The organism is Novosphingobium sp. UBA1939, assembly GCF_002336885.1.
GTDB lineage: Bacteria > Pseudomonadota > Alphaproteobacteria > Sphingomonadales > Sphingomonadaceae > Novosphingobium.
The window spans coordinates 325-22361 of the sequence record NZ_DDFB01000047.1; the positions used below are offsets into that span (position 1 = coordinate 325).

Here is a 22037-nt window from a genome sequence, read left to right on the forward strand (position 1 = left end):
AACACCGAGGGGCTGCTGCTGCTGACCAATGACGGCGAACTCAAGCGCGCGATGGAACTGCCGTCCACCGGCGTCCCCCGCACGTACCGCGCCCGCACCTTTGGCGACATCACGCAGGAACGGCTGGAAGCGCTGAGCGAGGGCGTGGAGATCGAGGGCATCCGCTATGGCTCGATCGACGCCAACATGGAGCGGCGCACCGGCCGCAACCAGTGGATCGAACTGACGCTGACCGAGGGCAAGAACCGCGAAGTGCGCCGCGTGCTGGAGCACCTGGGCCTGCAGGTATCGCGCCTGATCCGCATCCAGTACGGTCCCTTCCCGCTGGCCGACATTCCGCGCGGCATGGCCGATGAAATCCGCCAGGTCGATGTCGAGCGATTCCGCAAGACGCTGCAGCCCAAGGGCCGGGGGCAGGCATGAGGATCATCGCCGGGGAATGGCGCGGCCGGCCGCTGCGCGCGCCCGAGGGCGACGCCACCCGCCCCACGGCGGACCGCACGCGCGAGACGCTGTTCTCGATGCTGACCAGCCGGCTCGGCAGCTTCGAAGGGTTGACCGTGGCCGATCTCTTCGCGGGATCGGGCGCGCTGGGACTGGAGGCGCTGTCACGGGGCGCGGAGAAGGCGATCTTTGTCGAACAGGCCCCGCCCGCGATCCGCGCGATCCGTGCCAATATTGCCGCGTTGCACGCCCAGCCGAAGTGCGATGTGCGCGCGGCGTCGGTGCTGACGCTGGGGCCGGTGAAAGAGCCCGTCGACCTGGTCCTGCTCGATCCGCCTTACGGCACCGGCGCGGGTGCGGTGGCGATCGATCGGCTGGTGCGGCTCGGCTGGATCGGCGAAGCCACGTGGATCAGTCTGGAAACCGCTGCCAACGAACAGCCGCAGATCCGCGCGTGCGAAGTCGATGCCGAACGCAAGGTGGGCAAGGCGCTGCTGACCCTGCTGCGCCTCAAGAGCTGACGGAACAGGCGTCAGCCGGCCTTGCGGCCGAACAGCACGCCCGCCAGCGTCAGGCTGCCCGCCACGGTCAGGAACAGCCCAACGTAGGCGGTGCCACCGTGCTGCGCGAGGTACTGCGCGGCAAACGGCGCCATCGCCCCACCGATGATCCCGCCGACGTTGAACGCCACGGATATCCCGGTGTAGCGCACGGGCACGGCATAGAGCGTGGGCAACCACGCGCCGAGCGGGCCATAGGTCAGCCCCATCACCAGCAGCGCGGCGGCCAGCGTCAGGAACACCAGCGGCAGCGAGCCTGATCCCAGCCCCGCGCCGAACACCAGCCCGATCACCGCCGTCAGCGCCGCGCCCTTGGCCAGCACGTTGCGGGCGCTGGTCCGGTCCGCCCACCAGCCGGCGAGCAGGATGCCGATGGCGAGGAACGTGTTCGCGCCCAGTTGCACCATCAGGAACGCCTCGCGCGAATAGCCGAGGGTCTTGGTGCCGAAGCTCAGCGCGAACGTGGTCGCAAGGTAGAAGATCGCGAAACAGGCGACCACGCCCGCGATCCCGGCGATCACCGCGCCGGCATGATCCGCGAACAGCCGGCCGATCGGCACGCGCGGCGGCGGCGCGGTTTCCAGCGCGGCGCGGAACGCCGCCGTCTCGCCGATCCTCAGCCGCACCCACAGACCCAGCCCCACCAGCAGTGCCGAAGCCAGGAACGGAATGCGCCAGCCCCATGCCGCGAAATCGGCGTCCGAAAGGTTCACCGCCAGGATCAGGAACAGGCCATTGGCGGCAAGGAAGCCTAGCGGCGCACCCAGCTGCGGCGCGGAGCCGAACCGCGCTTCCCACCCCTTCGGCGCGTTCTCCACGGCCAGCAGCGAGGCCCCGCCCCATTCGCCGCCAAGCCCGAAGCCCTGCCCGAAGCGCAACAGGCACAGCAGCGCCGGCGCGATCGGCCCGGCCATGGCATACGTCGGCAAAAACGCGATCAGCAGCGTGGAGAGCCCCATCAGCATCAGCGAGGCGACCAGCGTGGACTTGCGCCCCGCCCGATCCCCGAAATGGCCGAACGCGATCGCCCCCACCGGCCGTGCGAAGAACGCGAGGCCAAAGGTCATGAACGAGGCCATGTTCTGCGCCGCTTCCGATTCCGCCGGAAAGAACAGCGGCCCGATCACCAGCGCCGCCGCCGTGGCATAGACGTAGAAGTCATAGAACTCGACCGCCGTGCCGACGAGGCTGGCCGTCAGGATGCGGGCGTGCTGGCGGATCGGATGCGCGGTGGACGTCATGGGCCGCTTCGTTCGGCGCGGGGTGGGCACTTGTCAAGAATCCGGCGAACTGCACGACCGTCGTCGCCTCTGCGAAATCACGTATCCCGGCATTCAGCCAATCACAGCGCGCTTTCCCTAGAAAGAGGCGGAACAGGCCGCGCGAAGGCTTCGCGGCCCGGCACCGAGGGTAACGACGTGAACATGCTGAACTGGTTCGAGAAGCAGGCTCCCATCCGCGAGAAATTCCGCGCCCTGCTGTTCGTGCATACGGGCCTTGCCGTTGTAGGCCTGCTGGCGACGCTCTGGGTGGGCCTGGGCGGCGGGCTGATCCTGCCGCTGATCGCCTCGGCCGCCGTCGTCGCGCTTTCGGCCGCGGCCGTGATCGTCAGCGGCGAACGCATCTGCACGCCTTACGTGAACACCGTCGTCCGCATGGAAGCGCTCGCCCGCGGCGATCTCGACAGCCCGATTCACTATACCAACCATACCGACTGCGTCGGCCGGATGACCAAGGCGATGAGCGTATTCCGCGAAAACGCGCTGGACTTGCGATCCTCTTCCGCAACCCGTGACACGGTGAGCACTGCCCTGAGCGAGGCCCTGTCGCATCTTGCCCAGGCCGATCTGTCCTATCGCATCGATACCGGCTTCCCGGAATCGCAGGAGCAGATCCGCTGCGATTTCAACCGCGCCGCCGAAGCGCTGGCGGGTACGCTGTCCTCCGTCGCCACCTCCGCCATCTCGATCGACAGCAGTTCGGGCCAGATCCGCACCGCGTCGGACGACCTGGCCGCGCGCACCGAGCAACAGGCCGCCTCGATCGCCAAGGCGAGCGAATCCATGCGGGCCGTCACCGCGCTGGTCGAACAGAACGCCGGCAGCGTGGCCGATGTCGACAAGTCGATCGCGGATGCCCATCGAGGCGCCACGCAGGGCGGCGAAGTAGTGGAACAGGCGGTGGCTGCGATGACCATGATCCAGAAATCGTCGCAGGAAATCACCCAGATCATCAACGTGATCGATGGCATCGCCTTCCAGACCAATCTCCTCGCGCTCAATGCCGGGGTGGAAGCCGCGCGCGCGGGCGATGCCGGCAAGGGCTTTGCCGTCGTCGCCAACGAAGTGCGCGCCCTGGCGCAGCGCTCCGCCGATGCCGCGCGCGAGATCAAGGATCTCATCACCAACAGCAGCGATCATGTGAACCAGGGCGTGACGCTGGTCGGCGAAACCGGCCGCGCGCTGGGGCAGATCGTGACGCGCGTGGGCGAAGTCAGCCAGCTGACCAAGACCATCGCCGAATCCGCGCGGCAGCAGTCGGAAATGCTGCGCGACGTGAACGAAACCGTGACCCAGATCGACCTCATGACCCAGCAGAACGCCGCGATGGTGGAGGAAAGCACTGCCGCATCGCGCAGCCTGGCGCAGCAGGCGGGCAATCTTTCGGCACTGGTGGCACACTTCAACACGGCGGGCGGGCAAGCACCAAGGCCGCCGGCACCGTCCGCCGAGATCGTCGTGCCTGCACCACCGCCGCCTGTCGCTGAACCCTTCGAGCCCGTCGAGCGCGCGCTGCCGGCACCCACGCAGGGCAACCTTGCCCTGAAAGGGTCCGACGATACGCAGGACTGGAGCGAATTCTGAAATCCGGCATCAACTCGGGGCGCTGCAGCCGCAGGGCGGGCAGCGCGAAGGGCGCCGGAGTGATCCGGCGCCCTTCCTTCAGGCCCGACCCGAAGGGCCTTCAGCTGTCAGAGTTCAGACGCCGCCACGGTTGCGGCAGCTGTCCTGAACCGTCTTCGAACACAGCGGATAGGCCTTGGCCGCGGCGCCATCAGCCGAAGCCATATTCCCGCGCGGTGCCGCTTCCGACGGGGCATCGGCCGTGGCGGCCGGTGGCGCGGAGGCGGGAGCCGCCGCAGCCGACGGCTTGCCGCTCACCTGGGCCACGATCGTCGGCCACACCTGTTCACGCTGATCGGGCGTCATGGCGAAGACCTGGCCCCGTTGCTGATCGCTCAGCGCCCACCAGCCAGCCTGGCGATCGGGCGCAAGCGACCAGAAATATTCCTGCTGGCTGGCCGGCCACGCGTCGTACTTGGCCTTCTTGTCCGCCGGCCATGCATCGTACTGAGCCTTCTGCTCGGCGCTGGGGCTGAACGTGGTGGTGGCGGTCGAAGCGTCCGCAGAGGAAGCCGGCGGAGTGGCCGCTTCCGGAGTCGCCGCTTCGGGGGGAACGGGTGCCGTGGTATCGGCGGGCGGAGGAGTGGTGGCCTGCGCAAGCGCGGCGGCAGGCAGGGCGGCGGTTGCGAGCGCAAGCGCACTCACGCACAGAAACTTACGCATTTTCAATCTCCTGCTGTCGTCAGGTACTGTGAACAAACTACGCACGGCCCCTGCCTGCGATCCCGCCAAAGCGGCGGAACGTGCCTTTCGCGCCGACGAGCCGAACCGTGACGGAAACCGGGCACGACGGGCCGAATGATCGTTGCGACGACCTGTTTTGGTCCCTATCTGTTCACGATGTCCGTTCCCCACCCTACGAATCCCGCAGACAGCGAAGCCTGGCTGGATGGCCTGAACCCGCCACAACGCGAAGCCGTGCTGACGACCGAAGGCCCCGTGCTGATGCTGGCGGGCGCGGGCACGGGCAAGACCGCCGCGCTCACCGCGCGCATGGCATATTTGCTGCGCACGCGCCGGGCGTGGCCGTCCGAAATCCTCTGCGTCACCTTCACCAACAAGGCCGCGCGCGAAATGCGCGAGCGCGTGGGGCAATTGATTGGCCCAGCGGTGGAAGGGATGCCCTGGCTGGGCACGTTCCACGCCATCGCCGCGAAAATGCTGCGCCGTCATGCGGAGATCGTCGGGCTGCAATCGAACTTTACGATCATCGACACCGACGACCAGTTGCGCCTGCTCAAGCAGCTGATCCAGGCGGAAGGGCTGGACGAAAAGCGCTGGCCCGCCCGCCAGCTGGCGGGGCTGATCGACAAGTGGAAGAACCGGGGCCTAAACCCCGCCGATCTCGATGCGGGCGAGAACGAAGCCTACGCCAACGGGCGCGGCCAGAAATTCTACGCGCTCTATCAGGCGCGGCTCCAGGCGCTCAACGCCTGCGACTTCGGCGATTTGCTGCTCCACATGCTCAACGTGTTCCGGCGCGAGCGCGAGGTGCTGGAACAGTACCAGCAGCGCTTCAAATATGTGATGGTGGACGAATACCAGGATACCAACGCGGTGCAGTACCTGTGGCTGCGGCTGATCGCGCAGGCCCGCAAGAATATCTGCGTGGTGGGGGATGACGACCAGTCGATCTATTCCTGGCGCGGCGCGGAAGTGGCCAACATCCTGCGCTTCGAAAAGGATTTCCCCGGCGCCAAGGTGATCCGGCTGGAGCAGAACTACCGCTCCACCCCGCACATCCTGGGCGCGGCGTCCGGACTGATCGCGGAAAATTCCGAACGGCTGGGCAAGACGCTGTGGACCGAACAGAACGGCGGCGACAAGGTCCGCGTCGTGGGCGTGTGGGACGGGCCGGAGGAAGCCCGCCGCGTGGGCGACGAGATCGAGCGGCTGGAACGCGAAGGCTGCGGACTCAACCAGATCGCCATTCTGGTGCGCGCGCAGTTCCAGACGCGCGAACTGGAAGACCGCTTCATCCAGATCGGTCTCGGCTATCGCATCGTCGGCGGCTTCCGCTTCTACGAACGTGCCGAAATCCGCGATGCGCTCGCCTATTTGCGCCTGATCGCCTCGCCATCGGACGACCTGGCGTTCGAGCGGATCTACAACACGCCCAAGCGTGGGCTGGGCGACAAGACGCTGGAAAAGCTCCACCGCCATGCCCGCGCGCGCGGCGTGCCGCTGTCGCTGGCGGCGGTCGAAATCCTCGATACCGATGAACTGCCCGCCCGCGCGCGCGGCACGCTGACCGCGCTGATGCGCGATTTCGCGCGCTGGCGCGATGCCTCGAAAACGCTCGTGCCGGCCGAACTCGCGCGGACCATCCTCGACGAAAGCGGCTATACCGCCGCGCTCCAGGCCGAACGGAGCGCGGAGGCGAACGGGCGGCTGGAAAACCTGTCCGAACTCGCCCGCGCGATGGAAGATTACGAGACGCTGGGCGATTTCCTCGAACACGTCAGCCTCGTGATGGACAACGAAGCCGCGCCCGATGACGAGAAGGTCACGGTGATGACCATCCATGCCGCCAAGGGGCTGGAGTTCGACCAGGTGTTCCTGCCAGGCTGGGAGGAAGGCGTGTTCCCCTCGCAACGCGCGCTCGACGAAGGCGGCCTTGCCTCGCTGGAAGAGGAACGCCGGCTCGCCTACGTCGCCATCACCCGCGCGCGCAAGCGCTGCACGATCCTGCACGCCGCCAACCGCCGCATCTATGGCCAGTGGACCAGCTCGATTCCCAGTCGCTTCATCGGCGAACTGCCGCAAGGGCACATCGAGGAAGAGACCACGCTGTCCGGCGGCGCCTCGCTATGGCGCGCGAACTGGTCGGAACAGAGCGATCCCTTCGCCGACGTCGCGCGCGCGCAACCGTCGCGCGGCGTGGGCCGCGGCCCCGGCTGGCAGCGCGCGGCGGCGCAGAGCTATGACCCCAGCCCCCGCCGCATTCCCGAAGCCACCCGCAGCGCCGCCAGCTTCGCCGCCAAGCCCCGCGCAGACATCGCCATGGGTGCACGCGTGTTCCATGACAAGTTCGGCTACGGCACCGTCGTCGCGCAGGAAGGCAACAAGCTGGAGATCGATTTCGAAACGGCGGGCCGCAAGCGCGTGATCGACAGCTTCGTCAAGCCGGCGGGGTAGCCTACTCGATCATAGCTTCGACTGTTTCATGAGGGTACGCCGCGAACTCCCGGTATATCTGGAAGTGCGGTGTCTCCTCGAGGCTGATCGGCCGCAAGCCGTAAGCGTCGACAAACTGAAGATCTGCGTCGGGCAATGCCATCAACAGCGGCGAGTGCGTGGCAATGATGACCTGCGCATTGGCATTGCGCTGCATCCGCCTGAGAATCTTCAAGAACTCGAACTGCTTGTATGGTGAAAGCGCCGATTCCGGCTCGTCGAAAATAAACAGGCCTTGGCGATCGAGCCTCTCCTCGAAAAATTGCAAAAAGCCTTCGCCGTGCGAAGAGGAGAGGAAGTCTGCATATAGCGATCCGGCATCGTCCAAATATCGAGCCACTGAAAAGAAAGTCTCGGCCCGAAAGAACCAGCCGTCACGAATCTGCGGGAGCCAGGCGCCGCGAAGCGCATTTCCCACCTCTCCGGCATCCTGCCCCGAGACCTCGGAGCCCGAAACCGCCGCCATGCCCGGGCCGCCACCGCCATCTTTGAAGCCGGCCAGTCCGGCGATTGCTTCAAGCAGCGTAGACTTCCCCGCACCATTCTCGCCGACAAAAATCGTGACGGCGGCAGAGAAGGAAAAGGCAAACTCGCCCTTCCCGAACAGCGGTAATGAAAAGGGATACGCCTCCCAGTCGAGGTCAGCCCTCCCGTCCTCCGCAAACCATATCCGCTTCAAATAAGGCGGTGGCAGGGAAGTGGTGGATCTCTTTCTGGCCATCCCAGGAGGTTATCGCAGAAAACCATTCCTGCAACTGCGGTCAATCGCTGGTCAAAGCGCTGAAACGTTCAGGAATCCCGGTATCGGCCCGTTCCACGCGCCCGGTTCGCTCGGCGGTTCGGCATCCTGATAGCGTGGCGCACGTTCCGCCGGCGCCTCGCGGCGGGGCCGCGCTTCGCTGCGGGGCGGACGGGCGCGGGCGGGTGATGCTTCTTCCTCCGGAGCGCGCGGTTCGGCCTTGCGGCCGCGCTTCGGTTTTTCGGCCGCTGCGGGTCTTTCCTCGCGCGGCTTGCGGGCCGGCCGTTCCTCCGCCGGAGCGCCAGCGATATCGAGCTTGATCTCGGGAATCGGGGCGCCGGTAAGCTTCTCGACGTTCTCGATCGCTTCGGCATCCTCCGGCGCGACGAGCGTGAACGCGCGGCCGGTGGCCCCGCCGCGCCCGGTGCGCCCGATGCGGTGGACATAATCGTCCGGGTGCCACGGCGTGTCGAAGTTGAAGACGTGGCTCACGCCCTTGATGTCCAGCCCGCGCGCGGCAACGTCGGACGCGCACAGGATGTTGATGTCGCCAGACTTGAAGCGGTCCAGTTCGGCGATGCGGCTGGACTGGTCCATGTCGCCATGAATCTCGCCGGCGGCAAAGCCGTGGCTCTTGAGGCTCTTGGCCAGTTCGCGCACGGTGGTCTTGCGGTTGGCGAAGATGATCGCGGTGGTCACGTTGTCGTTGCGCAGCAGGTGGCGCAGCACTTCGCGCTTCTGCCGGCTGCCGACCTTCACCTTGTGCTGGGCGATGCTGGCGTTGTTCGAAGCGGGCCGCGCGACCTCGATGTACTTGGGGTTCGAGAGGAAGCGATCCGCCAGCTTCTTGATCGGCGGCGGCATCGTCGCCGAAAACAGCAGCGTCTGCCGCTGCGCCGGCAGCTTGGTGCAGATGTTCTCGATGTCCGGAATGAAGCCCATGTCGAGCATCCGGTCGGCTTCGTCGATCACCAGCAGGTTGCAGCCCGTGAGCAGGATCTTGCCGCGTTCGAACAGGTCCATCAGCCGGCCGGGGGTGGCGATCAGCACGTCAACGCCTTCGGACAGGGCCTTGATCTGATCGCCCATCTGCACGCCGCCGATCAGCAGCGCCATCTTGAGATCGTGGTTCTTGCCGTACTTCTCGAAATTCTCGGCCACCTGCGCGGCGAGTTCGCGTGTCGGCTCCAGGATGAGCGAACGCGGCATCAGCGCGCGGCGGCGGCCATGGGCGAGGATATCGATCATCGGCAGCACGAAACCGGCGGTCTTGCCGGTGCCCGTCTGCGCGATGCCGATCAGGTCGCGCATCATCAGCACGCTGGGGATGGCCTGCGCCTGGATCGGAGTCGGCTCGTCATAGCCGGCGTCCGTCACCGACTTCAGCAATTCGTCAGACAGGCCGAGATCGGCAAACTTCATCAGCGACAATTTCCGAAAGAAGCGGGGCCGGATATACTCCTCCCCGACCGTCGCCGCATGACGCCGGTTCCCTTAGCGCGCGCTATGACCATTGCGGGGCCAAAGTCAAGGAAACCCGAGAACTTCGGACGCTTTCAGGCTTAATTTTCGCAATGGTGGCGTTTTGGGATCAGTTTTCGGGAACGAGCTCGCGCATGCGGCTGATCTCGCAGGTCGCCCCGGCGCGTGAATGAATGGTGTCGCGCCCGGCACAAAGCATCCCGTCGGCGGTCTGCTCCACATAGAAGCCCAGATAGAAATCGCGCGCGTTGCAGGATTTGTCGAGGCTGGCGCCGATGATGCGGCGATCGCGCATGAACAGCACCAGCCGGTCAGCCATATCGCGCTGCACGCCGGCGATCCCGGCCACGGGCAGGCAACGCGCGGACTTGCGCTCGCGCAGGCGCATCGGCCCGGGAGGCGGTGGAGGCGGCGCGAACGAATCACGGCCCGGCGCGCGCGGCGCGATGCGAATAATCAGGCGCTGTTCGATACGGACCTGATCCCAGGAATCCTCCGGAAACCCGCCTGTCCACTCCGCTAGCGGTCCTCCGCCGAAACGGCCATCACCGGCGAACCCGCCAATAAGCGGCGGCCCTTCCGGCGCCACGGCCGTCGGCCACGGATCGCCAACGCCCTCTCCTCCCGCCACGGCGGGAAACAGCAGCGCGAACGGCGCTAGAAATGCGGCAAGCACCATCATGGAAGGAAAACGGCCAACCTGATCCCTCATCCCGCACGCGAACACGCACCCCCCGGCAGGTGTCGCTGCGAATGTAGCTTCGTTACATCGTCCTGTTGAACGGCTGCTTAACCCGATTGCCGGACCGGATGACAAGCAGATTTGAATTGCAGCACCCCGACGCGCGGCCTAGCGCTGCCGGATGTCCACATCCTTTTCGCCGACCGCCTTTCTTGAAGAAGCAACCGCCCTGCTCGGCCCCAAGGGCATCACCACCGATCAGGAGGCCATGGACGGGTGGCTGACCGACTGGCGCGGGCGCTTCACCGGCCGCGCGCTGGCCATGGCATCGCCCGCCGATACGGACGAGGTGGCGGCCCTGGTCAAGCTTTGCGCCCGGCATGGCGTGCCGATCGTGCCTCAGGGCGGCAACTCCGGCATGTCCGGCGGGGCAACGCCCGACCGGACCGGCAACGCGCTGTTGCTCACCCTGCGCCGTATGAACGCCATCCGTGCCGTCGACACCGAAAACCGCACCGCTACCTGCGAAGCGGGCGTCGTGCTGCAAGTGCTGCACGAAGCGGCCGAAAAGGAAGCCTTGCGCTTTCCGCTTTCGCTGGGCGGCAAGGGTTCGGCGACGGTGGGGGGCCTCATCTCCACCAATGCCGGCGGCACGCAAGTGCTGCGCCACGGATCGATGCGCGCGCTGGTGCTGGGGCTTGAAGCGGTGCTGCCCGATGGTTCTGTGTTCGATGCGCTCACCCCGCTGAAGAAGGACAATCGCGGTTTCGACCTGAAGCAGCTGCTGATTGGATCAGAAGGCACGCTTGGCATCGTCACCGCCGCCACGCTCAAGCTGGAACCGGCGGTTGCGGCGCGCGCGGTGCTGTGGGCGGGCGTGGAATCGCTCCCGGTCGCGCGTACCCTGCTGCTGCACGCCGAAAGCGTCGCCGGCGGCGCGCTGGAGGGTTTCGAGGTACTGCCGCAGCACAGCCTCGATGCGGTGATCGATTACCTGCCGACGGCGCGCGCACCGCTGGCGGAACCCCATCCCTGGCATGTGCTGATCGAACTGGTTGCCGATGCCGACCGAGCGGAAGGCCTGCCCGACCTGGCCGAACGCCTGCTGATCAGCGCGTTCGAGGCGGGGCTGGTCACCGACGCGACGATCGCCGCAAGCGAGACTCAGGCCGAACAGATGTGGCTGATCCGGGAATCGATCGCCCCGGCGGAGCGCGCGATCGGCCCGGCGGTCCAACACGACATCAGCGTGCCCGTGGAGCGAATGCCCGAATTCGTCGAAACGGCCGTTCCACTGATCGAAGCCGCCTGGCCCGGCACCCGCGCGGTGGGCTTTGGCCATCTGGGCGATGGCAACATCCATTTCCACGTTCTGGCGCCCTCCGGGGTCGATGCCGCGGAATGGCAGGCAGGCGATGGCAAGGCGATCAGCCGCCAGGTCCACGATCTCGTCACCCAGTGGAAGGGGTCGATTTCGGCCGAACACGGCATCGGGCAACTCAAGCGCGACGAACTGGAGCGGCTGGGCGATCCGGTGGCGTTGCACATGATGCGTGCCATAAAGCAGGCGCTCGATCCGCAGGGGCTGATGAATCCCGGCAAGCTGATCTGAAACGGTTCGCCGTGGCCCTGCAAGGGTGTGGATGCGTGGTTACCGGCCTTGCCTCGCCCCGATGGACCGCTTAAAGCCCCTGTTCCCGCCGGACCCGCGGCCCGCCCGCGCGTTTTCGCGAAAGTTTTTTCGGAGAGACCTCATGGCCAGCGCGCCGCAAGCCAACCTTCCGTTGTTCTACAATGACCTGATGCCGCTCAACAGCCGCGATCACGCCACCTGGCATGCCCGTGGCGCGAATGCCGCTCCGTGGCTGATCGACCAGCACGCCGTGCCGCTGACGGTGGAAGAGTTTCCGCAGGCCGCGCGCCATTTTCCCATCGTGTTCTCGTCGGGCGACAACCCGGTGCCGCTGGCGCTGATGGGGCTGAACGAAGGCGTCAACGTGTTCGTCGACAGCGAAGGCAAGGTCGATCAGCCGGTCTATCTGCCGGCCTATGCCCGCCGCTATCCGTTCCTGCTGGCCAAGCTCGATCCCAGCAGCGAGGAACTGTCGCTGTGCTTCGATCCGTCCTCCGGTCTGATCGGAGAGTTCGAGGAAGGCGACGCGCTGTTCAACGGCGATCAGCCGTCGGACGCGACCAAGGCCGCGCTGGAATTCTGCGAACAGTTCGAACAGGCCGGGATGCGCACGCAGGCTTTCATCGATGAATTGAAGAAGCACAACCTGCTGATGGACGGCGAAGTCTCGATCCAGCAGACCGGTCTGGAGCAGCCGTTCGTCTATCGCGGCTTCCAGATGGTCGATCAGGAAAAGCTGCGCGAAACCCGTGGCGACGTGCTGCGCGGCTGGGCGCAGAGCGGCCTTCTGCCGCTGCTCTACGCCCATGTCTTCTCGCTCGATCTGATGAGCACGATCTTCGGCCTGCAGGCACAGCAGGGCAAGGGTCCGGTTCCGGCGATTCCCGTTCCGGCGGAATGAATCACCAGCCGCACGCTGGAAACCCGCTTTATTTCAAGAGTGTGAATGCGGTGGTCGGATTAGCGTCCGGCCGCCGCATTTTTTTGCGCGCAGTCGCCAAAACGCAGCAAAAATTCCAAACGAAACCACTTGCGCGCCCATGGCGCCTCACCTATCTTTAGTACGTCGCATCGGTGCTCCCCTCATGGCCCGGTGTGACTGGTGCACTTTGTGCACCTCCTCCCTGAACCTTGGCCACCTGGAGCATGTCTCCAGGTGGTTTTTTATGGGGTTTGTGCGTGAAGAGCGTCCGAACCGAGAGCCGGTTGCCCGCTCCGGTTTCCTCGCCGGCCCACCTGCCTCGCTGATCTACTCGGCGGCCGCGCGCCACCGTTCGCGTTGCCGATCGCGGCCCAGCTCGGCCACATCGCCGGCCAGCCGCTGGACCATGCCCACCAGCAGCGCGATCGTTTCATCCATGCCCGGCCCCGGTTCGCTGAATCGGGCATCAAGGTAGCAGCGCCGGTCGATCTCGATCTGGATGCAGTGAATGCCTTCCTTGCGCCGCGCATGCCGCTCCAGCACGTAGCCGCCGGCATAAGGCCGGTTGTGCGCCGCCAGCCGCCGCGCCGCCGCGAAGTGCGCGAAGGCAGAAGCGACCAGCGCGCCGGCGCAACTCGCCCCGAACCGGTCGCCCAGCACGAATTCAGGCGCAGGCTCCGCTCCGCAATAGGCGGTCAACGGCGGCATCGAATGCAGATCGATCAGCAGAGCCGCTCCCCAGCGGTCGCGCGTGTCTTGCAGCGCATCGCCCAGGGCGCTGTGATAGGGTTCGTGGACCAGCGCGATGCGATCGTCCAGTTCGGCCCGGTCCAACCGCCGCTTCCACAGTTCCCCCAGCCCCGGCAGCCGGCGCGGGATCAGGCCCAGCCCGGTGCGCGCCCGATGGGCAAGGCCCTGCAGAGCGGAAGAAGCATCCGGCGGCGGGCCGCCAACCATATCCCAGTCAATGTCGTCGGCCGCGCGATTGAGATCGATCATCGCGCGCGGCGCATGGGCGACCAACAGCGAGGCGCCGGTCTGCCGCGCCACCGCATCGGCCACGAGGTCGACATAGCGGTCTTCCAGGCGCAGCGCGGCGAACGCCGGGTGGCGCATCCGGTCCAGCAAGGTCCGGGCATAGCTGCGCCCGGCGTGCGGCACGGCGATGATGACGGGAATCGCGGACGGCTCCACCAGCCGCAGCGCATAGGCGGGCACATCCGGGCAGCCGGGCACTGCCCCGCCCTGCAGCAGGCGCGAATCGCCCCCTGGATCGCCTTCGTCACGCATGGAATAACGCTGCAACTGATTCGCGGCTGTGTCAAAGTCGGCCACCGCGAACAAGGGCGCAGAAACTTAACCCATCCCGGTATATATTCGTTTCCTGCCATGCCTTAAACCAAAACGTTACGACATGGCCCGATGAGGCGACCACTCGAATCGCGAAGGTAATCATGATCCGGATTCTACTGGCCGAAGACGAAGAAGCGATGCGCACCTATCTTGCGCGCGCCCTGGAAAACGCCGGGTACAGCGTGGTTGCGGTCGATCGCGGAACGGAGGCCTTGCCCCTGCTACGGTCGGAACACTTCGATCTGCTGCTGTCCGACATCGTCATGCCCGAGATGGACGGCATCGAGCTTGCCAAGCATTGCGCCGAAATCAGCCCCGAAACGCGGGTAATGTTCATCACGGGCTTTGCCGCCGTCACGCTCAAGTCCGATCGCGAGGCGCCGCAGGCCCGTGTCCTGTCCAAACCGTTCCACCTGCGCGACCTCGTGCTCGAAGTCGAACGCGTCTTCGCCGATGGCGCGCTGACGGGGGCCGGGCCTTACGCCTGACAGCCAGCCAGGCGCGCGCACGGGATGGGGAAAAGAGCCTGCAAAAGTCTCTTGCCAGCATTCCCAAGCGCCGCTAATGGGCTGCCTCCCGCGCCGGAAACGGCCGGGCGCACGATGGTTCGGGCGTATAGCTCAGTGGTAGAGCACTATGTTGACATCGTAGGGGTCGCAAGTTCAATCCTTGCTACGCCCACCATCGAAAAAGCCCGCTAAGCCCCTGGCTTGAGCGGGCTTTTTTCATGGCGATCATGGCATTCGCCGACACAAGGCGCGGAACGCCCACCCCGCTGCGACTAGCACCACCTGCGGCGGCGCACGTCTCGCCCCCCTCCCGCCCGCGGGAGGGTTTGGGGGCGGGAAATGCCCCAGCCGGCATTTGACCTCCGCGTTTATTATGGCATTATGCGTGCCACAATAATCAACTGGGGGATGCCATGGAGATCCTGCGCACGCCGGACGAACGCTTTGCCGGCCTGGATGGCTTTGATTTTTCGCCGCATTACAGCGAGGTGATCGACGGACAGGACGGTACGCGCCTGCGAATCCACCATCTCGACGAAGGCCCGCGCGATGCCGCGCCGGTGCTGCTCATGCACGGCGAGCCGAGCTGGTGTTACCTCTATCGCCGTTTCATCCCCGATCTCGTCGCGCGCGGTCATCGTGTCGTCGCCCCCGACCTCGTCGGCTTCGGCCGCTCCGACAAGCCCGCGCGGCGCGACGACTATACCTACGAACGCCATGTCCAGTGGATGAGCGACTGGCTGACGCAGCTTGATCTCACCGGCATCACTCTGTTCTGCCAGGACTGGGGCGGCCTGATCGGCCTGCGACTGGTCGCAGCCTTCCCCGATCGCTTCGCCCGCGTGGTCGTCTCCAACACCGGCCTGCCGGTGGGCACGGGCGCAACCGACGGCTTCCGCGCATGGCTCGATTTCAGCCAGAACGTGCCCGTCTTCCCAGTCGGCATGATCGTCAACGGCGGATGCCATCGCGATCTTTCGTCGGCAGAAATCGCCGCCTACGACGCCCCCTTCCCCGACGAAACCTACAAGGAAGGCGCCCGCCAGTTCCCCACGCTCGTGCCGATCACGCCCGAACATGGCTCGGTGGCGGAGAACAAGGCGGCCTGGGACGTGCTGGCGCGTTTCGACAAGCCGCTGCTGACCGCCTTCGGCGCCGAGGATGCCATCACGCGCGGCGGCGAACGGCCGTTCATCGATCGCGTTCCGGGCGCGAAGGGGCAGGCGCATACCGTGCTGCAGAGCGCGGGCCACTTCCTGCAGGAAGATGTTCCCGCCGAGCTTTGCACGATCATCGACACACTCATCCGCGGCTAAGGGAGGCCACCATGGAAGTCGTCAACGCCGTCACCCCCGGCCCCGAACAGATCGCCGCCTTCTTCGGCAGCGGCGAGGACGGGCCGTTCGTGATGATCAACCTGCTCAAGTTCAAGCCGCACGCGACCTATGCCGATGGCAGCGAACCCGAACTGACCGGACGCGAGGCCTATGCCCGCTATGGCGCGGCGGTGCAGGCCTGTGTCGCCGCCGTCGGCGGACGGCAGGTCTATGCCGGCGCCGTCACCGGTCTGATGATCGGGGAGGTCGGCGAACTGTGGGACATGGCGGCGCTGGTCGAATACCCCTCACTCGCCGCGATGATGCAGATGATCCAGTCACCGGAATACCAGGCAATCGAGAAGCACCGCCATGCGGGGCTGGCGGGCCAGCTCAACATTCGCACGAAGCCGCTGGGCCGATAGAATGGCGCGGGAGGCGCGAGCCTCCCCGCTTTCACACCGGCGCGAGCGGCTGGTGCGGCTCGGGCGGCAGGCGGACCTCGATGAAGTCCCCCACGGCCATTTCGCCGCCGGACAGGACCACGCTCATAACCCCGGCCTTGCGCACGAGTTCCCCATCCGGCCCACGATCGAGCACGGCGGCCAGCAACCCCTTCTGGAATGCCTCGATCTGTGCGCAGGGATTGCGCAGCCCGGTCACTTCCAGTTCTACATCCGGCCCGATGCGCAGCACGGCGCCCCGGGGGAGATCGAGAAGGGCGATCCCGGCCGTGACGATGTTCTCGCCAAGGTCGGCAGGCCCAACGGCGAAGCCCTTTTCGCGCAGTTCCTCGAACAGTTCCGCATGGATCAGGTGGACCTGCCGCAAGTTCGGCTGGTCGGGGTTCGCCTTCACGCGGGAGAGGTGCTGGACCTTCTCGCCGGCATGAGCGTCACCCTCGACGCCGATCCCCTGGATCACCTTCACCCGCTCGACCGCCTGTTTCGAGAAGGCATGGTCGCCAGATAGCGCGAGCGAGACCACGCGGGCCGGAGCGGATGGCGCCTTGTCCATATCCGCAACGGCTATCGCGCGCGGCGGCCCGAAGCAACGGAAACCCGGCTACGTCGAATCATCTGACCGACCATGTACGCAGTTCCATGCCCTTGCCGCCGGCCGGCAGGCTGAACACCATGCCGTCCTCGCCCACCGTGATTGTTCCGTCGAATTTCTGGCGCGCGTTGCCGAGATAGGCGGGATACATCGCGCGCGTGGGCAATTGCGGCACGTTGTGGCTGAACACCAGATTCTTCACGCCGGCCTCCTGCGCCTCGGCCGCAGCGGCCTCTGGCGAGGTATGATAACCGGGGATGTCGCTCATGATCTTTGCGAGGCCTGGCTGTCCGCGCTTGCGCAGCGTCTGCTCCATCAGGCTGACCAGCCGGGGCTGCAACCCTTCATGCACCAGCAGGTCCGCGCCGCGCGCGTTGCGCACCAGCAGCGGCGTGGGCGCGGTATCGCCGCTGAACACGATTGAGCGCCCCTTGTAGTCGAAGCGATAACCCACCGCCGGATCGACCGGGCCATGATCCACGCGGAACGCGGTCACCGTCAGCCCGTCGCGTTGCAACACGGTGACGGGCGAGCCATCGCCCCTTGGCGGCAGCGCGAAAGGATAGGCGGTGCCGCCCCTGCCCGATGGCGGCGCGATGGCCGGACCGTGGTGCGCGGTGCGATACCCGCCGTCGATCGCATAGGCCTCGTTGATGCCCGCCACGACGCGCTCGGTTCCCGCCGGCCCGTAGATCGGCAGCGGCACGGTGGCATTCGCCCCGGTCCAGCGCAGCAGCATCATCGGCCCCAGCCCGTCGATATGGTCGGAATGGAGATGCGTGAGGAACACCGCCTCGACATGGCCATTGGGAATGCGCATCAGCGTCATGTTACGTGCGCCGCCCTCACCCGCATCGACCACGAAGACATGCTTGCCGGCGATTACCACGCTGCACGGCCCGGCACGGGTGGGATCGGGCAGCGGAGAACCGGAGCCGCACAAGGCCACATGCAGCCCCTCGGGCAGTTCCTGCGTGGCATCCACGCCGGCACGCGCATCAATCGCCAGCCGGGCCATCGCCAGTCCGATCGGCGCCGGAAATGCCGCCAGCGCCAGCACGCCGGCCAGCACCGCTCCACCAAGGCCCCATTTCACCGCCCCGTGCATCCGCGTTCTCCCTTCCTGTTTTGCGGAAAGATACGCGATATTATGGCATTTACAATGCCGATATATTGCCACGCGCCCGGAACGTGATAGTCTGGCTCGAACAGTGGGGAGAGAATGACATGAAAAATGCCATGCGCGTGATCGCCGGCCTGCTCGGCCTGTTCAATGTGGCGATCGGCCTCGGTTTCCTGCTCGATCCGGCGATCGCGGGCCAGCGCTTCTTTCTGGCCTCGCTCGGGACGCAGGGAATGGCAACGCTGCGAGCCGATTTCACCGCGCTGTTCGTGGGCATGGGGCTGTTCGCGCTGGCGGGCGCCTGGAAGGCCAGCCGCGCGCTGGTGCTGGTCCCGGTGGCGCTCCTGCCGCTGGCGCTGATCGGGCGCGGCGTCAGCCTGATCGCCGATGGCGCGCCCGCCACGGCCTTTCCGCCGATGGTGGTGGAAGCCGCGATGATCGCGATCCTGGTGCTTGCGGCACGCAGTTTCGACGAGAAGCGGGGCTGAGGCCATCCGCGCCTGCCCCTCCACGCTTGACCGTTGCAATCGATCGCGGGCTTGGTAGGGCGCAAAACCGAAATGCAAGCGCATACTGGACATACGGGATTGCCACAGAAACAGGCCACCATGGACATCACCGCGACGGACGGACGCCGCAAGCGTTCGGAAACCAGCCGTCAACGCATTGTCGAGGCGATGATCGCGCTGGTGGGCGAAGGGCATATGAGCCCCAGCGCGGAACAGGTGGCGACGCGTGCCGGCGTGGGCCTGCGCACCGTGTTTCGCCACTTTGCCGACATGGACAGCCTCTACGCCTCGATGGCGCTGCGGCTGGAACGCGAATACGAGGACTGGCTCGATCCGTTCGAGGGGCCGGACTGGCGGGCCAAGCTGGCGGAAATGATCGAACGCCGGCTCAGCACCTATGAAAAGCTGATGCCCTACAAGCGCGCTGCCGATGGCCACCGCCATTCGCTGCCCACGATCCAGCGCAACTACGGGCAGAGGCTGGCGATGATGCGAGAACGGCTGGTCGCAATCATGCCTCCCGCGATCGCCGAGGATCCGATCCTGCTGGAAACGATGGACCTCCTGCTCAGCTTTGAAACCTGGCAACGCCTGCGGCTGGACCAGCACCTGCCCCCGCCTCAGGCGCGCGCGGTGATCGAAAGCGCGGTGGCACGGCTGACCGAAACGGTCAGTCCCTGACCGCGCGGCGCAGCCCGGCGGCAAGTTCGTCGAGCGTCTGCGCCATTTGCCCCAGCCGCGCATGGTCGATGCCGATCGCCTCGCCGATCTGCGGCGGCACGCATTCGATATCGATCGCCAGCGCCCTGCCCGCGTCGCTCAGGCTGACGCGCACCACGCGTTCGTCGCGCGTATCGCGCCGGCGCTCGACCAGCCCGGCCGCTTCCAGCCGCTTGATCAGCGGCGTCAGCGTGTTTGATTCCAGGAACAGCGCTTCACCCAATTCGCTGACCGTCCGCCCGTCGCGCTGCCGCAGCGCCACCAGCACCAGGTATTGCGGATAGGTCAGCCCGAAGCGATCGAGCACCTGCTTGTACAGGCGGTTGAACGCCAGCCCCGCCGCATAGACGGAAAAGCACAAGTAGCCTTCGAACGGGCCAGCGGCGGTCTGGGAAGCGTCTGTCATGCCCGGAATATAAATCGCACGCGATTTAATCGCAAGGGGTTGACGACTCGGTGCGACGAGTTCATATAGATCGTACACGATTTAATCGTTCTCGATTTTAACCCTTCTCAAGCAAAAGGAAGCATCCCATGAGCACCAAGATCCTCTATTCGACCAGCGCCACTGCCACCGGAGGCCGCGATGGCCGCTCGCGCACCGCGGACGGTTCGCTGGACGTTGTGCTCGCAAGCCCCAAGGAGCTGGGCGGCAACGGCCAGGGCAACAATCCCGAACAGCTGTTCGCGGCCGGATACGCCGCCTGCTTCCTGGGCGCGATGAAGTTCGCGGCCACGCAGGACAAGAGCCTGCCCCGCGTGCCGGCGGATGCCACGGTGACGGCCACGGTCGGCATCGGTCCGCGCGCCGACAAGGGCTTTGGCCTCGCGGTTTCGCTGGAAGTGAGCCTGCCGGGCGTGGACCGCGCTGCCGCCGAGGAGCTGGTGGCCGAAGCCGACACGATCTGCCCCTACAGCCACGCCACGCGCGGCAACATTGAAGTCACGCTCAGCGTCGCCTGAGACCATTTCCCGGACAACGAAAGGCCGGACCATCGCGACATGGCCCGGCCTTTTCGTACCCGCTGCGGAGGAATGCCGCCGCGCGTTACTTGCCCTGCCAGTTCGGCTTGCGCTTCTCGGCAAAGGCCGCGGCGCCTTCGCGCGCGTCCTGCGAGGTAAACACCGGGGTGATATAGGCCTGCTGCTTGTCCCACATGTCGGCCTCGGTCCATTCGTGCGAATCGCGCACGATGGCCTTCGACGCGGCCAGCGCCAGCGGACCGTTTTCGGCGATGCGCGCGGCCAGTTCCTTGGCCGCCGGCAGCGACGGGCCTTCGACCACGCGGTTGACGAAGCCCAGCTCGTAGGCCCGGGCCGCATCGATGAAGTCACCGGTCAGCGCCAGTTCCATGGCGATGCGCGGCGGAATCTGGCGCGGGAGCTTGATCAGGCCACCCGCCGCCGCGGCCAGGCCGCGCTTCGCTTCGGGAATACCGAACTTGGAGGCGGAACTGGCCACGATCAGATCGCACGACAGCGCCAGTTCCATGCCGCCCGCCAGCGCATAGCCATCGACCGCCGCGATGATCGGCTTCTTCGGCGTCCACTGCGAAAGGCCGCCGAACCCGCGCCCGGGAAGCGAAGGCGATTCCCCGCGCAGGAAGCCCTTGAGGTCCATACCGGAACAGAAAGTTCCGCCCGCGCCGGTCAGGATCGCGACCTGCAGGCCGGCTTCCGCGTCAAGCCGGTCCATCGCCGCGCTGATGCCTTCGGCCGCCGCCTTGTTCATGGCGTTCTTCGCGTCGGGCCGGTTGATCGTGACCACCAGGACGTTGCCGTCCACTTCGGTCAGCACTTCAGGTTCGCTCATCCCCATCACTCCTGCAAAATTCCCGGACCTTTAACCGGTCACTTAAAATTCTTGGACCGGACCGCTTCCCGTGTCCAGAGGGAGCGGCCGGCGGGGATGCAGAAAATTGCGCTCTAAGACGGAAGTCCGGGGCGTCCTTGCCTTGCACCACGGCGCGCCTCTGCTAAGGGGAGCCTAACTTTTCTCCCCCAGACGAGGCACGGAACGGCTATGGCGAAGATCAAGGTGAAGAACCCGATCGTCGAAATCGACGGCGATGAAATGACGCGGATCATCTGGGAATGGATTCGCGAACGCCTGATCCTCCCCTACCTCGACGTCGATCTCAAGTACTATGACCTGTCGGTCGAAAAGCGCGACGAGACCAACGACCAGATAACCATCGATTCCGCCAACGCGATCAAGCAGTATGGCGTGGGCGTTAAGTGCGCCACGATCACCCCCGACGAACAGCGCGTCGAGGAATTCGGCCTCAAGAAGATGTGGAAGTCGCCTAACGGCACGATCCGCAACATCCTGGGCGGCGTGGTGTTTCGCGAACCCATCGTGATCCAGAACGTGCCCCGGCTGGTTCCGGGCTGGACCGATCCGATCGTGGTCGGCCGTCACGCCTTCGGCGACCAGTACAAGGCTACCGACACCCTGATCCCCGGCCCCGGCAAGCTACGCCTGGTGTGGGACGGCGTGGACGGCGAGAAGATCGACCTCGACGTGTTCGACTTCCCCTCGCCCGGCGTCGCCATGGCGATGTACAACCTGGACGATTCGATCCGCGACTTCGCCCGCGCCAGCCTCAACTATGGCCTCAATCTCGGCTGGCCGGTCTATCTCTCGACCAAGAACACCATCCTCAAGGCGTATGACGGGCGCTTCAAGGACCTGTTCCAGGAAGTCTACGAGACCGAAGGCTTCAAGGAAAAGTTCGCCGCCGCCGGGATCGAATACCAGCACCGCCTGATCGACGACATGGTCGCCTCCGCGCTCAAGTGGAGCGGCAAGTTCGTCTGGGCCTGCAAGAACTACGATGGCGACGTCCAGTCCGATACCGTGGCGCAGGGCTTCGGCTCGCTGGGCCTGATGACCTCGGTGCTGATGA

At 65.8% G+C, this 22037-nt stretch carries 23 protein-coding genes and 1 tRNA gene; 14 read left to right on the plus strand and 10 right to left on the minus strand.

Annotation, left to right across the window (positions count from 1 at the left end):
* On the plus strand, positions 1-423 hold a 423-nt coding region (locus B3547_RS07360), incomplete at its 5' end, for a pseudouridine synthase (RefSeq protein ID WP_349676479.1).
* Positions 420-965, plus strand: a complete 546-nt coding sequence (gene rsmD / locus B3547_RS07365; RefSeq protein WP_125955770.1) for a 16S rRNA (guanine(966)-N(2))-methyltransferase RsmD — start codon at positions 420-422, stop codon at positions 963-965. The genes B3547_RS07360 and rsmD, both read left to right, overlap by 4 nt.
* A gap of 11 nt (positions 966-976) precedes the next feature.
* Here rsmD and B3547_RS07370 read toward each other — a convergent pair whose 3' ends face one another.
* Entirely contained in the window at positions 977-2245 is a 1269-nt protein-coding gene (locus B3547_RS07370) for an MFS transporter (protein ID WP_292961690.1), read from the minus strand.
* 183 nt (positions 2246-2428) lie between these two features.
* Here B3547_RS07370 and B3547_RS07375 point away from each other — a divergent pair, with 183 nt between their 5' ends.
* The gene (locus B3547_RS07375) at positions 2429-3868 is read left to right on the plus strand and encodes a methyl-accepting chemotaxis protein (protein ID WP_292961733.1); all 1440 of its coding nucleotides are present in this window, start codon (positions 2429-2431) and stop codon (positions 3866-3868) included.
* A 114-nt stretch (positions 3869-3982) separates the two neighbouring features.
* On the opposite strand, the gene B3547_RS07380 is transcribed toward B3547_RS07375, so the two are convergent.
* Positions 3983-4570, minus strand: a complete 588-nt coding sequence (locus B3547_RS07380) for a hypothetical protein (RefSeq protein WP_194917265.1) — start codon at positions 4568-4570, stop codon at positions 3983-3985.
* 177 nt (positions 4571-4747) lie between these two features.
* On the opposite strand from B3547_RS07380, the gene B3547_RS07385 reads away from it, so the two are divergent.
* On the plus strand, positions 4748-7045 hold the full coding sequence (locus B3547_RS07385) for an ATP-dependent helicase (RefSeq protein WP_292961696.1): 2298 nt from the start codon (positions 4748-4750) through the stop codon (positions 7043-7045).
* Position 7046: 1 nt separating this feature from the next.
* Here B3547_RS07385 and B3547_RS07390 read toward each other — a convergent pair whose 3' ends face one another.
* The 3 genes from B3547_RS07390 to B3547_RS07400 all read right to left on the minus strand — a co-directional run bounded on the left by B3547_RS07390 (position 7047) and on the right by B3547_RS07400 (position 9987).
* Positions 7047-7805, minus strand: coding sequence for an AAA family ATPase (locus tag B3547_RS07390; protein WP_125955776.1), 759 nt, complete (start codon positions 7803-7805; stop codon positions 7047-7049).
* Between the two features lie 51 nt (positions 7806-7856).
* Positions 7857-9245, minus strand: a complete 1389-nt coding sequence (locus B3547_RS07395; protein ID WP_292961700.1) for a DEAD/DEAH box helicase — start codon at positions 9243-9245, stop codon at positions 7857-7859.
* Positions 9246-9414: 169 nt separating this feature from the next.
* Positions 9415-9987, minus strand: a complete 573-nt coding sequence (locus tag B3547_RS07400) for a hypothetical protein (protein ID WP_292961702.1) — start codon at positions 9985-9987, stop codon at positions 9415-9417.
* A 181-nt stretch (positions 9988-10168) separates the two neighbouring features.
* Between B3547_RS07400 and B3547_RS07405 the strand changes: the two genes are divergently transcribed.
* Both B3547_RS07405 and B3547_RS07410 read left to right on the plus strand, forming a co-directional pair.
* Entirely contained in the window at positions 10169-11599 is a 1431-nt protein-coding gene (locus B3547_RS07405; RefSeq protein ID WP_125955785.1) for an FAD-binding oxidoreductase, read from the plus strand.
* A gap of 142 nt (positions 11600-11741) precedes the next feature.
* A complete protein-coding gene (locus B3547_RS07410) occupies positions 11742-12521 on the plus strand; it encodes a SapC family protein (protein WP_124808658.1) in 780 nt (259 codons plus the stop codon).
* A 348-nt stretch (positions 12522-12869) separates the two neighbouring features.
* Here the strand turns inward: B3547_RS07410 and B3547_RS07415 are convergent, their stop codons facing one another.
* Positions 12870-13832 carry an N-formylglutamate amidohydrolase gene (locus B3547_RS07415; protein WP_124808659.1) on the minus strand — a complete coding sequence of 321 codons (963 nt, stop codon included), beginning with the start codon at positions 13830-13832 and terminating at the stop codon, positions 12870-12872.
* Between the two features lie 164 nt (positions 13833-13996).
* Between B3547_RS07415 and cpdR the strand changes: the two genes are divergently transcribed.
* From cpdR to B3547_RS07435, 4 genes are all read left to right on the plus strand, one after another.
* On the plus strand, positions 13997-14383 hold the full coding sequence (gene cpdR / locus B3547_RS07420; protein ID WP_124808660.1) for a cell cycle two-component system response regulator CpdR: 387 nt from the start codon (positions 13997-13999) through the stop codon (positions 14381-14383).
* Between the two features lie 121 nt (positions 14384-14504).
* A tRNA-Val gene (locus B3547_RS07425) sits at positions 14505-14579 on the plus strand.
* Between the two features lie 238 nt (positions 14580-14817).
* The gene (locus tag B3547_RS07430) at positions 14818-15720 is read left to right on the plus strand and encodes a haloalkane dehalogenase (protein WP_292961707.1); all 903 of its coding nucleotides are present in this window, start codon (positions 14818-14820) and stop codon (positions 15718-15720) included.
* An 11-nt stretch (positions 15721-15731) separates the two neighbouring features.
* Complete coding sequence (locus B3547_RS07435; protein WP_125955790.1) at positions 15732-16145, plus strand: DUF1330 domain-containing protein; 414 nt, start codon at positions 15732-15734, stop codon at positions 16143-16145.
* A gap of 31 nt (positions 16146-16176) precedes the next feature.
* Here the strand turns inward: B3547_RS07435 and B3547_RS07440 are convergent, their stop codons facing one another.
* Positions 16177-16737 carry an MOSC domain-containing protein gene (locus tag B3547_RS07440; RefSeq protein WP_292961709.1) on the minus strand — a complete coding sequence of 187 codons (561 nt, stop codon included), beginning with the start codon at positions 16735-16737 and terminating at the stop codon, positions 16177-16179.
* 58 nt (positions 16738-16795) lie between these two features.
* Entirely contained in the window at positions 16796-17884 is a 1089-nt protein-coding gene (locus B3547_RS07445) for an MBL fold metallo-hydrolase (RefSeq protein ID WP_292961711.1), read from the minus strand.
* 83 nt (positions 17885-17967) lie between these two features.
* Here B3547_RS07445 and B3547_RS07450 point away from each other — a divergent pair, with 83 nt between their 5' ends.
* Both B3547_RS07450 and B3547_RS07455 read left to right on the plus strand, forming a co-directional pair.
* Complete coding sequence (locus B3547_RS07450) at positions 17968-18387, plus strand: hypothetical protein (protein WP_292961713.1); 420 nt, start codon at positions 17968-17970, stop codon at positions 18385-18387.
* 120 nt (positions 18388-18507) lie between these two features.
* Entirely contained in the window at positions 18508-19089 is a 582-nt protein-coding gene (locus tag B3547_RS07455) for a TetR/AcrR family transcriptional regulator (protein ID WP_125955798.1), read from the plus strand.
* Here the strand turns inward: B3547_RS07455 and B3547_RS07460 are convergent.
* Positions 19079-19534: a MarR family winged helix-turn-helix transcriptional regulator gene (locus tag B3547_RS07460; RefSeq protein WP_194917282.1), complete on the minus strand. Its 456-nt coding sequence runs from the start codon at positions 19532-19534 to the stop codon at positions 19079-19081. The genes B3547_RS07455 and B3547_RS07460 overlap by 11 nt on opposite strands.
* 128 nt (positions 19535-19662) lie before the next feature.
* On the opposite strand from B3547_RS07460, the gene B3547_RS07465 reads away from it, so the two are divergent.
* Positions 19663-20091, plus strand: coding sequence for an organic hydroperoxide resistance protein (locus tag B3547_RS07465; protein ID WP_124808668.1), 429 nt, complete (start codon positions 19663-19665; stop codon positions 20089-20091).
* An 85-nt stretch (positions 20092-20176) separates the two neighbouring features.
* Here B3547_RS07465 and B3547_RS07470 read toward each other — a convergent pair whose 3' ends face one another.
* Positions 20177-20941, minus strand: coding sequence for a crotonase/enoyl-CoA hydratase family protein (locus B3547_RS07470; RefSeq protein ID WP_124808669.1), 765 nt, complete (start codon positions 20939-20941; stop codon positions 20177-20179).
* Positions 20942-21151: 210 nt separating this feature from the next.
* Here B3547_RS07470 and B3547_RS07475 point away from each other — a divergent pair.
* A partial coding sequence (locus B3547_RS07475) for an NADP-dependent isocitrate dehydrogenase (protein ID WP_414690511.1) occupies positions 21152-22037 on the plus strand: 886 nt, incomplete at its 3' end.

Coding starts and splice junctions, on each gene's coding strand:
- rsmD (WP_125955770.1), top strand. CDS start 420: ATGAGGATCATCGCCGGGGAATGGCGCGGCCGGCCGCTGCGCGCGCCC.
- B3547_RS07370 (WP_292961690.1), bottom strand. CDS start 2,245: ATGACGTCCACCGCGCATCCGATCCGCCAGCACGCCCGCATCCTGACG.
- B3547_RS07375 (WP_292961733.1), top strand. CDS start 2,429: ATGCTGAACTGGTTCGAGAAGCAGGCTCCCATCCGCGAGAAATTCCGC.
- B3547_RS07380 (WP_194917265.1), bottom strand. CDS start 4,570: ATGCGTAAGTTTCTGTGCGTGAGTGCGCTTGCGCTCGCAACCGCCGCC.
- B3547_RS07385 (WP_292961696.1), top strand. CDS start 4,748: ATGTCCGTTCCCCACCCTACGAATCCCGCAGACAGCGAAGCCTGGCTG.
- B3547_RS07390 (WP_125955776.1), bottom strand. CDS start 7,805: ATGGCCAGAAAGAGATCCACCACTTCCCTGCCACCGCCTTATTTGAAG.
- B3547_RS07395 (WP_292961700.1), bottom strand. CDS start 9,245: ATGAAGTTTGCCGATCTCGGCCTGTCTGACGAATTGCTGAAGTCGGTG.
- B3547_RS07400 (WP_292961702.1), bottom strand. CDS start 9,987: ATGATGGTGCTTGCCGCATTTCTAGCGCCGTTCGCGCTGCTGTTTCCC.
- B3547_RS07405 (WP_125955785.1), top strand. CDS start 10,169: ATGTCCACATCCTTTTCGCCGACCGCCTTTCTTGAAGAAGCAACCGCC.
- B3547_RS07410 (WP_124808658.1), top strand. CDS start 11,742: ATGGCCAGCGCGCCGCAAGCCAACCTTCCGTTGTTCTACAATGACCTG.
- B3547_RS07415 (WP_124808659.1), bottom strand. CDS start 13,832: ATGCGTGACGAAGGCGATCCAGGGGGCGATTCGCGCCTGCTGCAGGGC.
- cpdR (WP_124808660.1), top strand. CDS start 13,997: ATGATCCGGATTCTACTGGCCGAAGACGAAGAAGCGATGCGCACCTAT.
- B3547_RS07430 (WP_292961707.1), top strand. CDS start 14,818: ATGGAGATCCTGCGCACGCCGGACGAACGCTTTGCCGGCCTGGATGGC.
- B3547_RS07435 (WP_125955790.1), top strand. CDS start 15,732: ATGGAAGTCGTCAACGCCGTCACCCCCGGCCCCGAACAGATCGCCGCC.
- B3547_RS07440 (WP_292961709.1), bottom strand. CDS start 16,737: ATGGACAAGGCGCCATCCGCTCCGGCCCGCGTGGTCTCGCTCGCGCTA.
- B3547_RS07445 (WP_292961711.1), bottom strand. CDS start 17,884: ATGCACGGGGCGGTGAAATGGGGCCTTGGTGGAGCGGTGCTGGCCGGC.
- B3547_RS07455 (WP_125955798.1), top strand. CDS start 18,508: ATGGACATCACCGCGACGGACGGACGCCGCAAGCGTTCGGAAACCAGC.
- B3547_RS07460 (WP_194917282.1), bottom strand. CDS start 19,534: ATGACAGACGCTTCCCAGACCGCCGCTGGCCCGTTCGAAGGCTACTTG.
- B3547_RS07465 (WP_124808668.1), top strand. CDS start 19,663: ATGAGCACCAAGATCCTCTATTCGACCAGCGCCACTGCCACCGGAGGC.
- B3547_RS07470 (WP_124808669.1), bottom strand. CDS start 20,941: ATGAGCGAACCTGAAGTGCTGACCGAAGTGGACGGCAACGTCCTGGTG.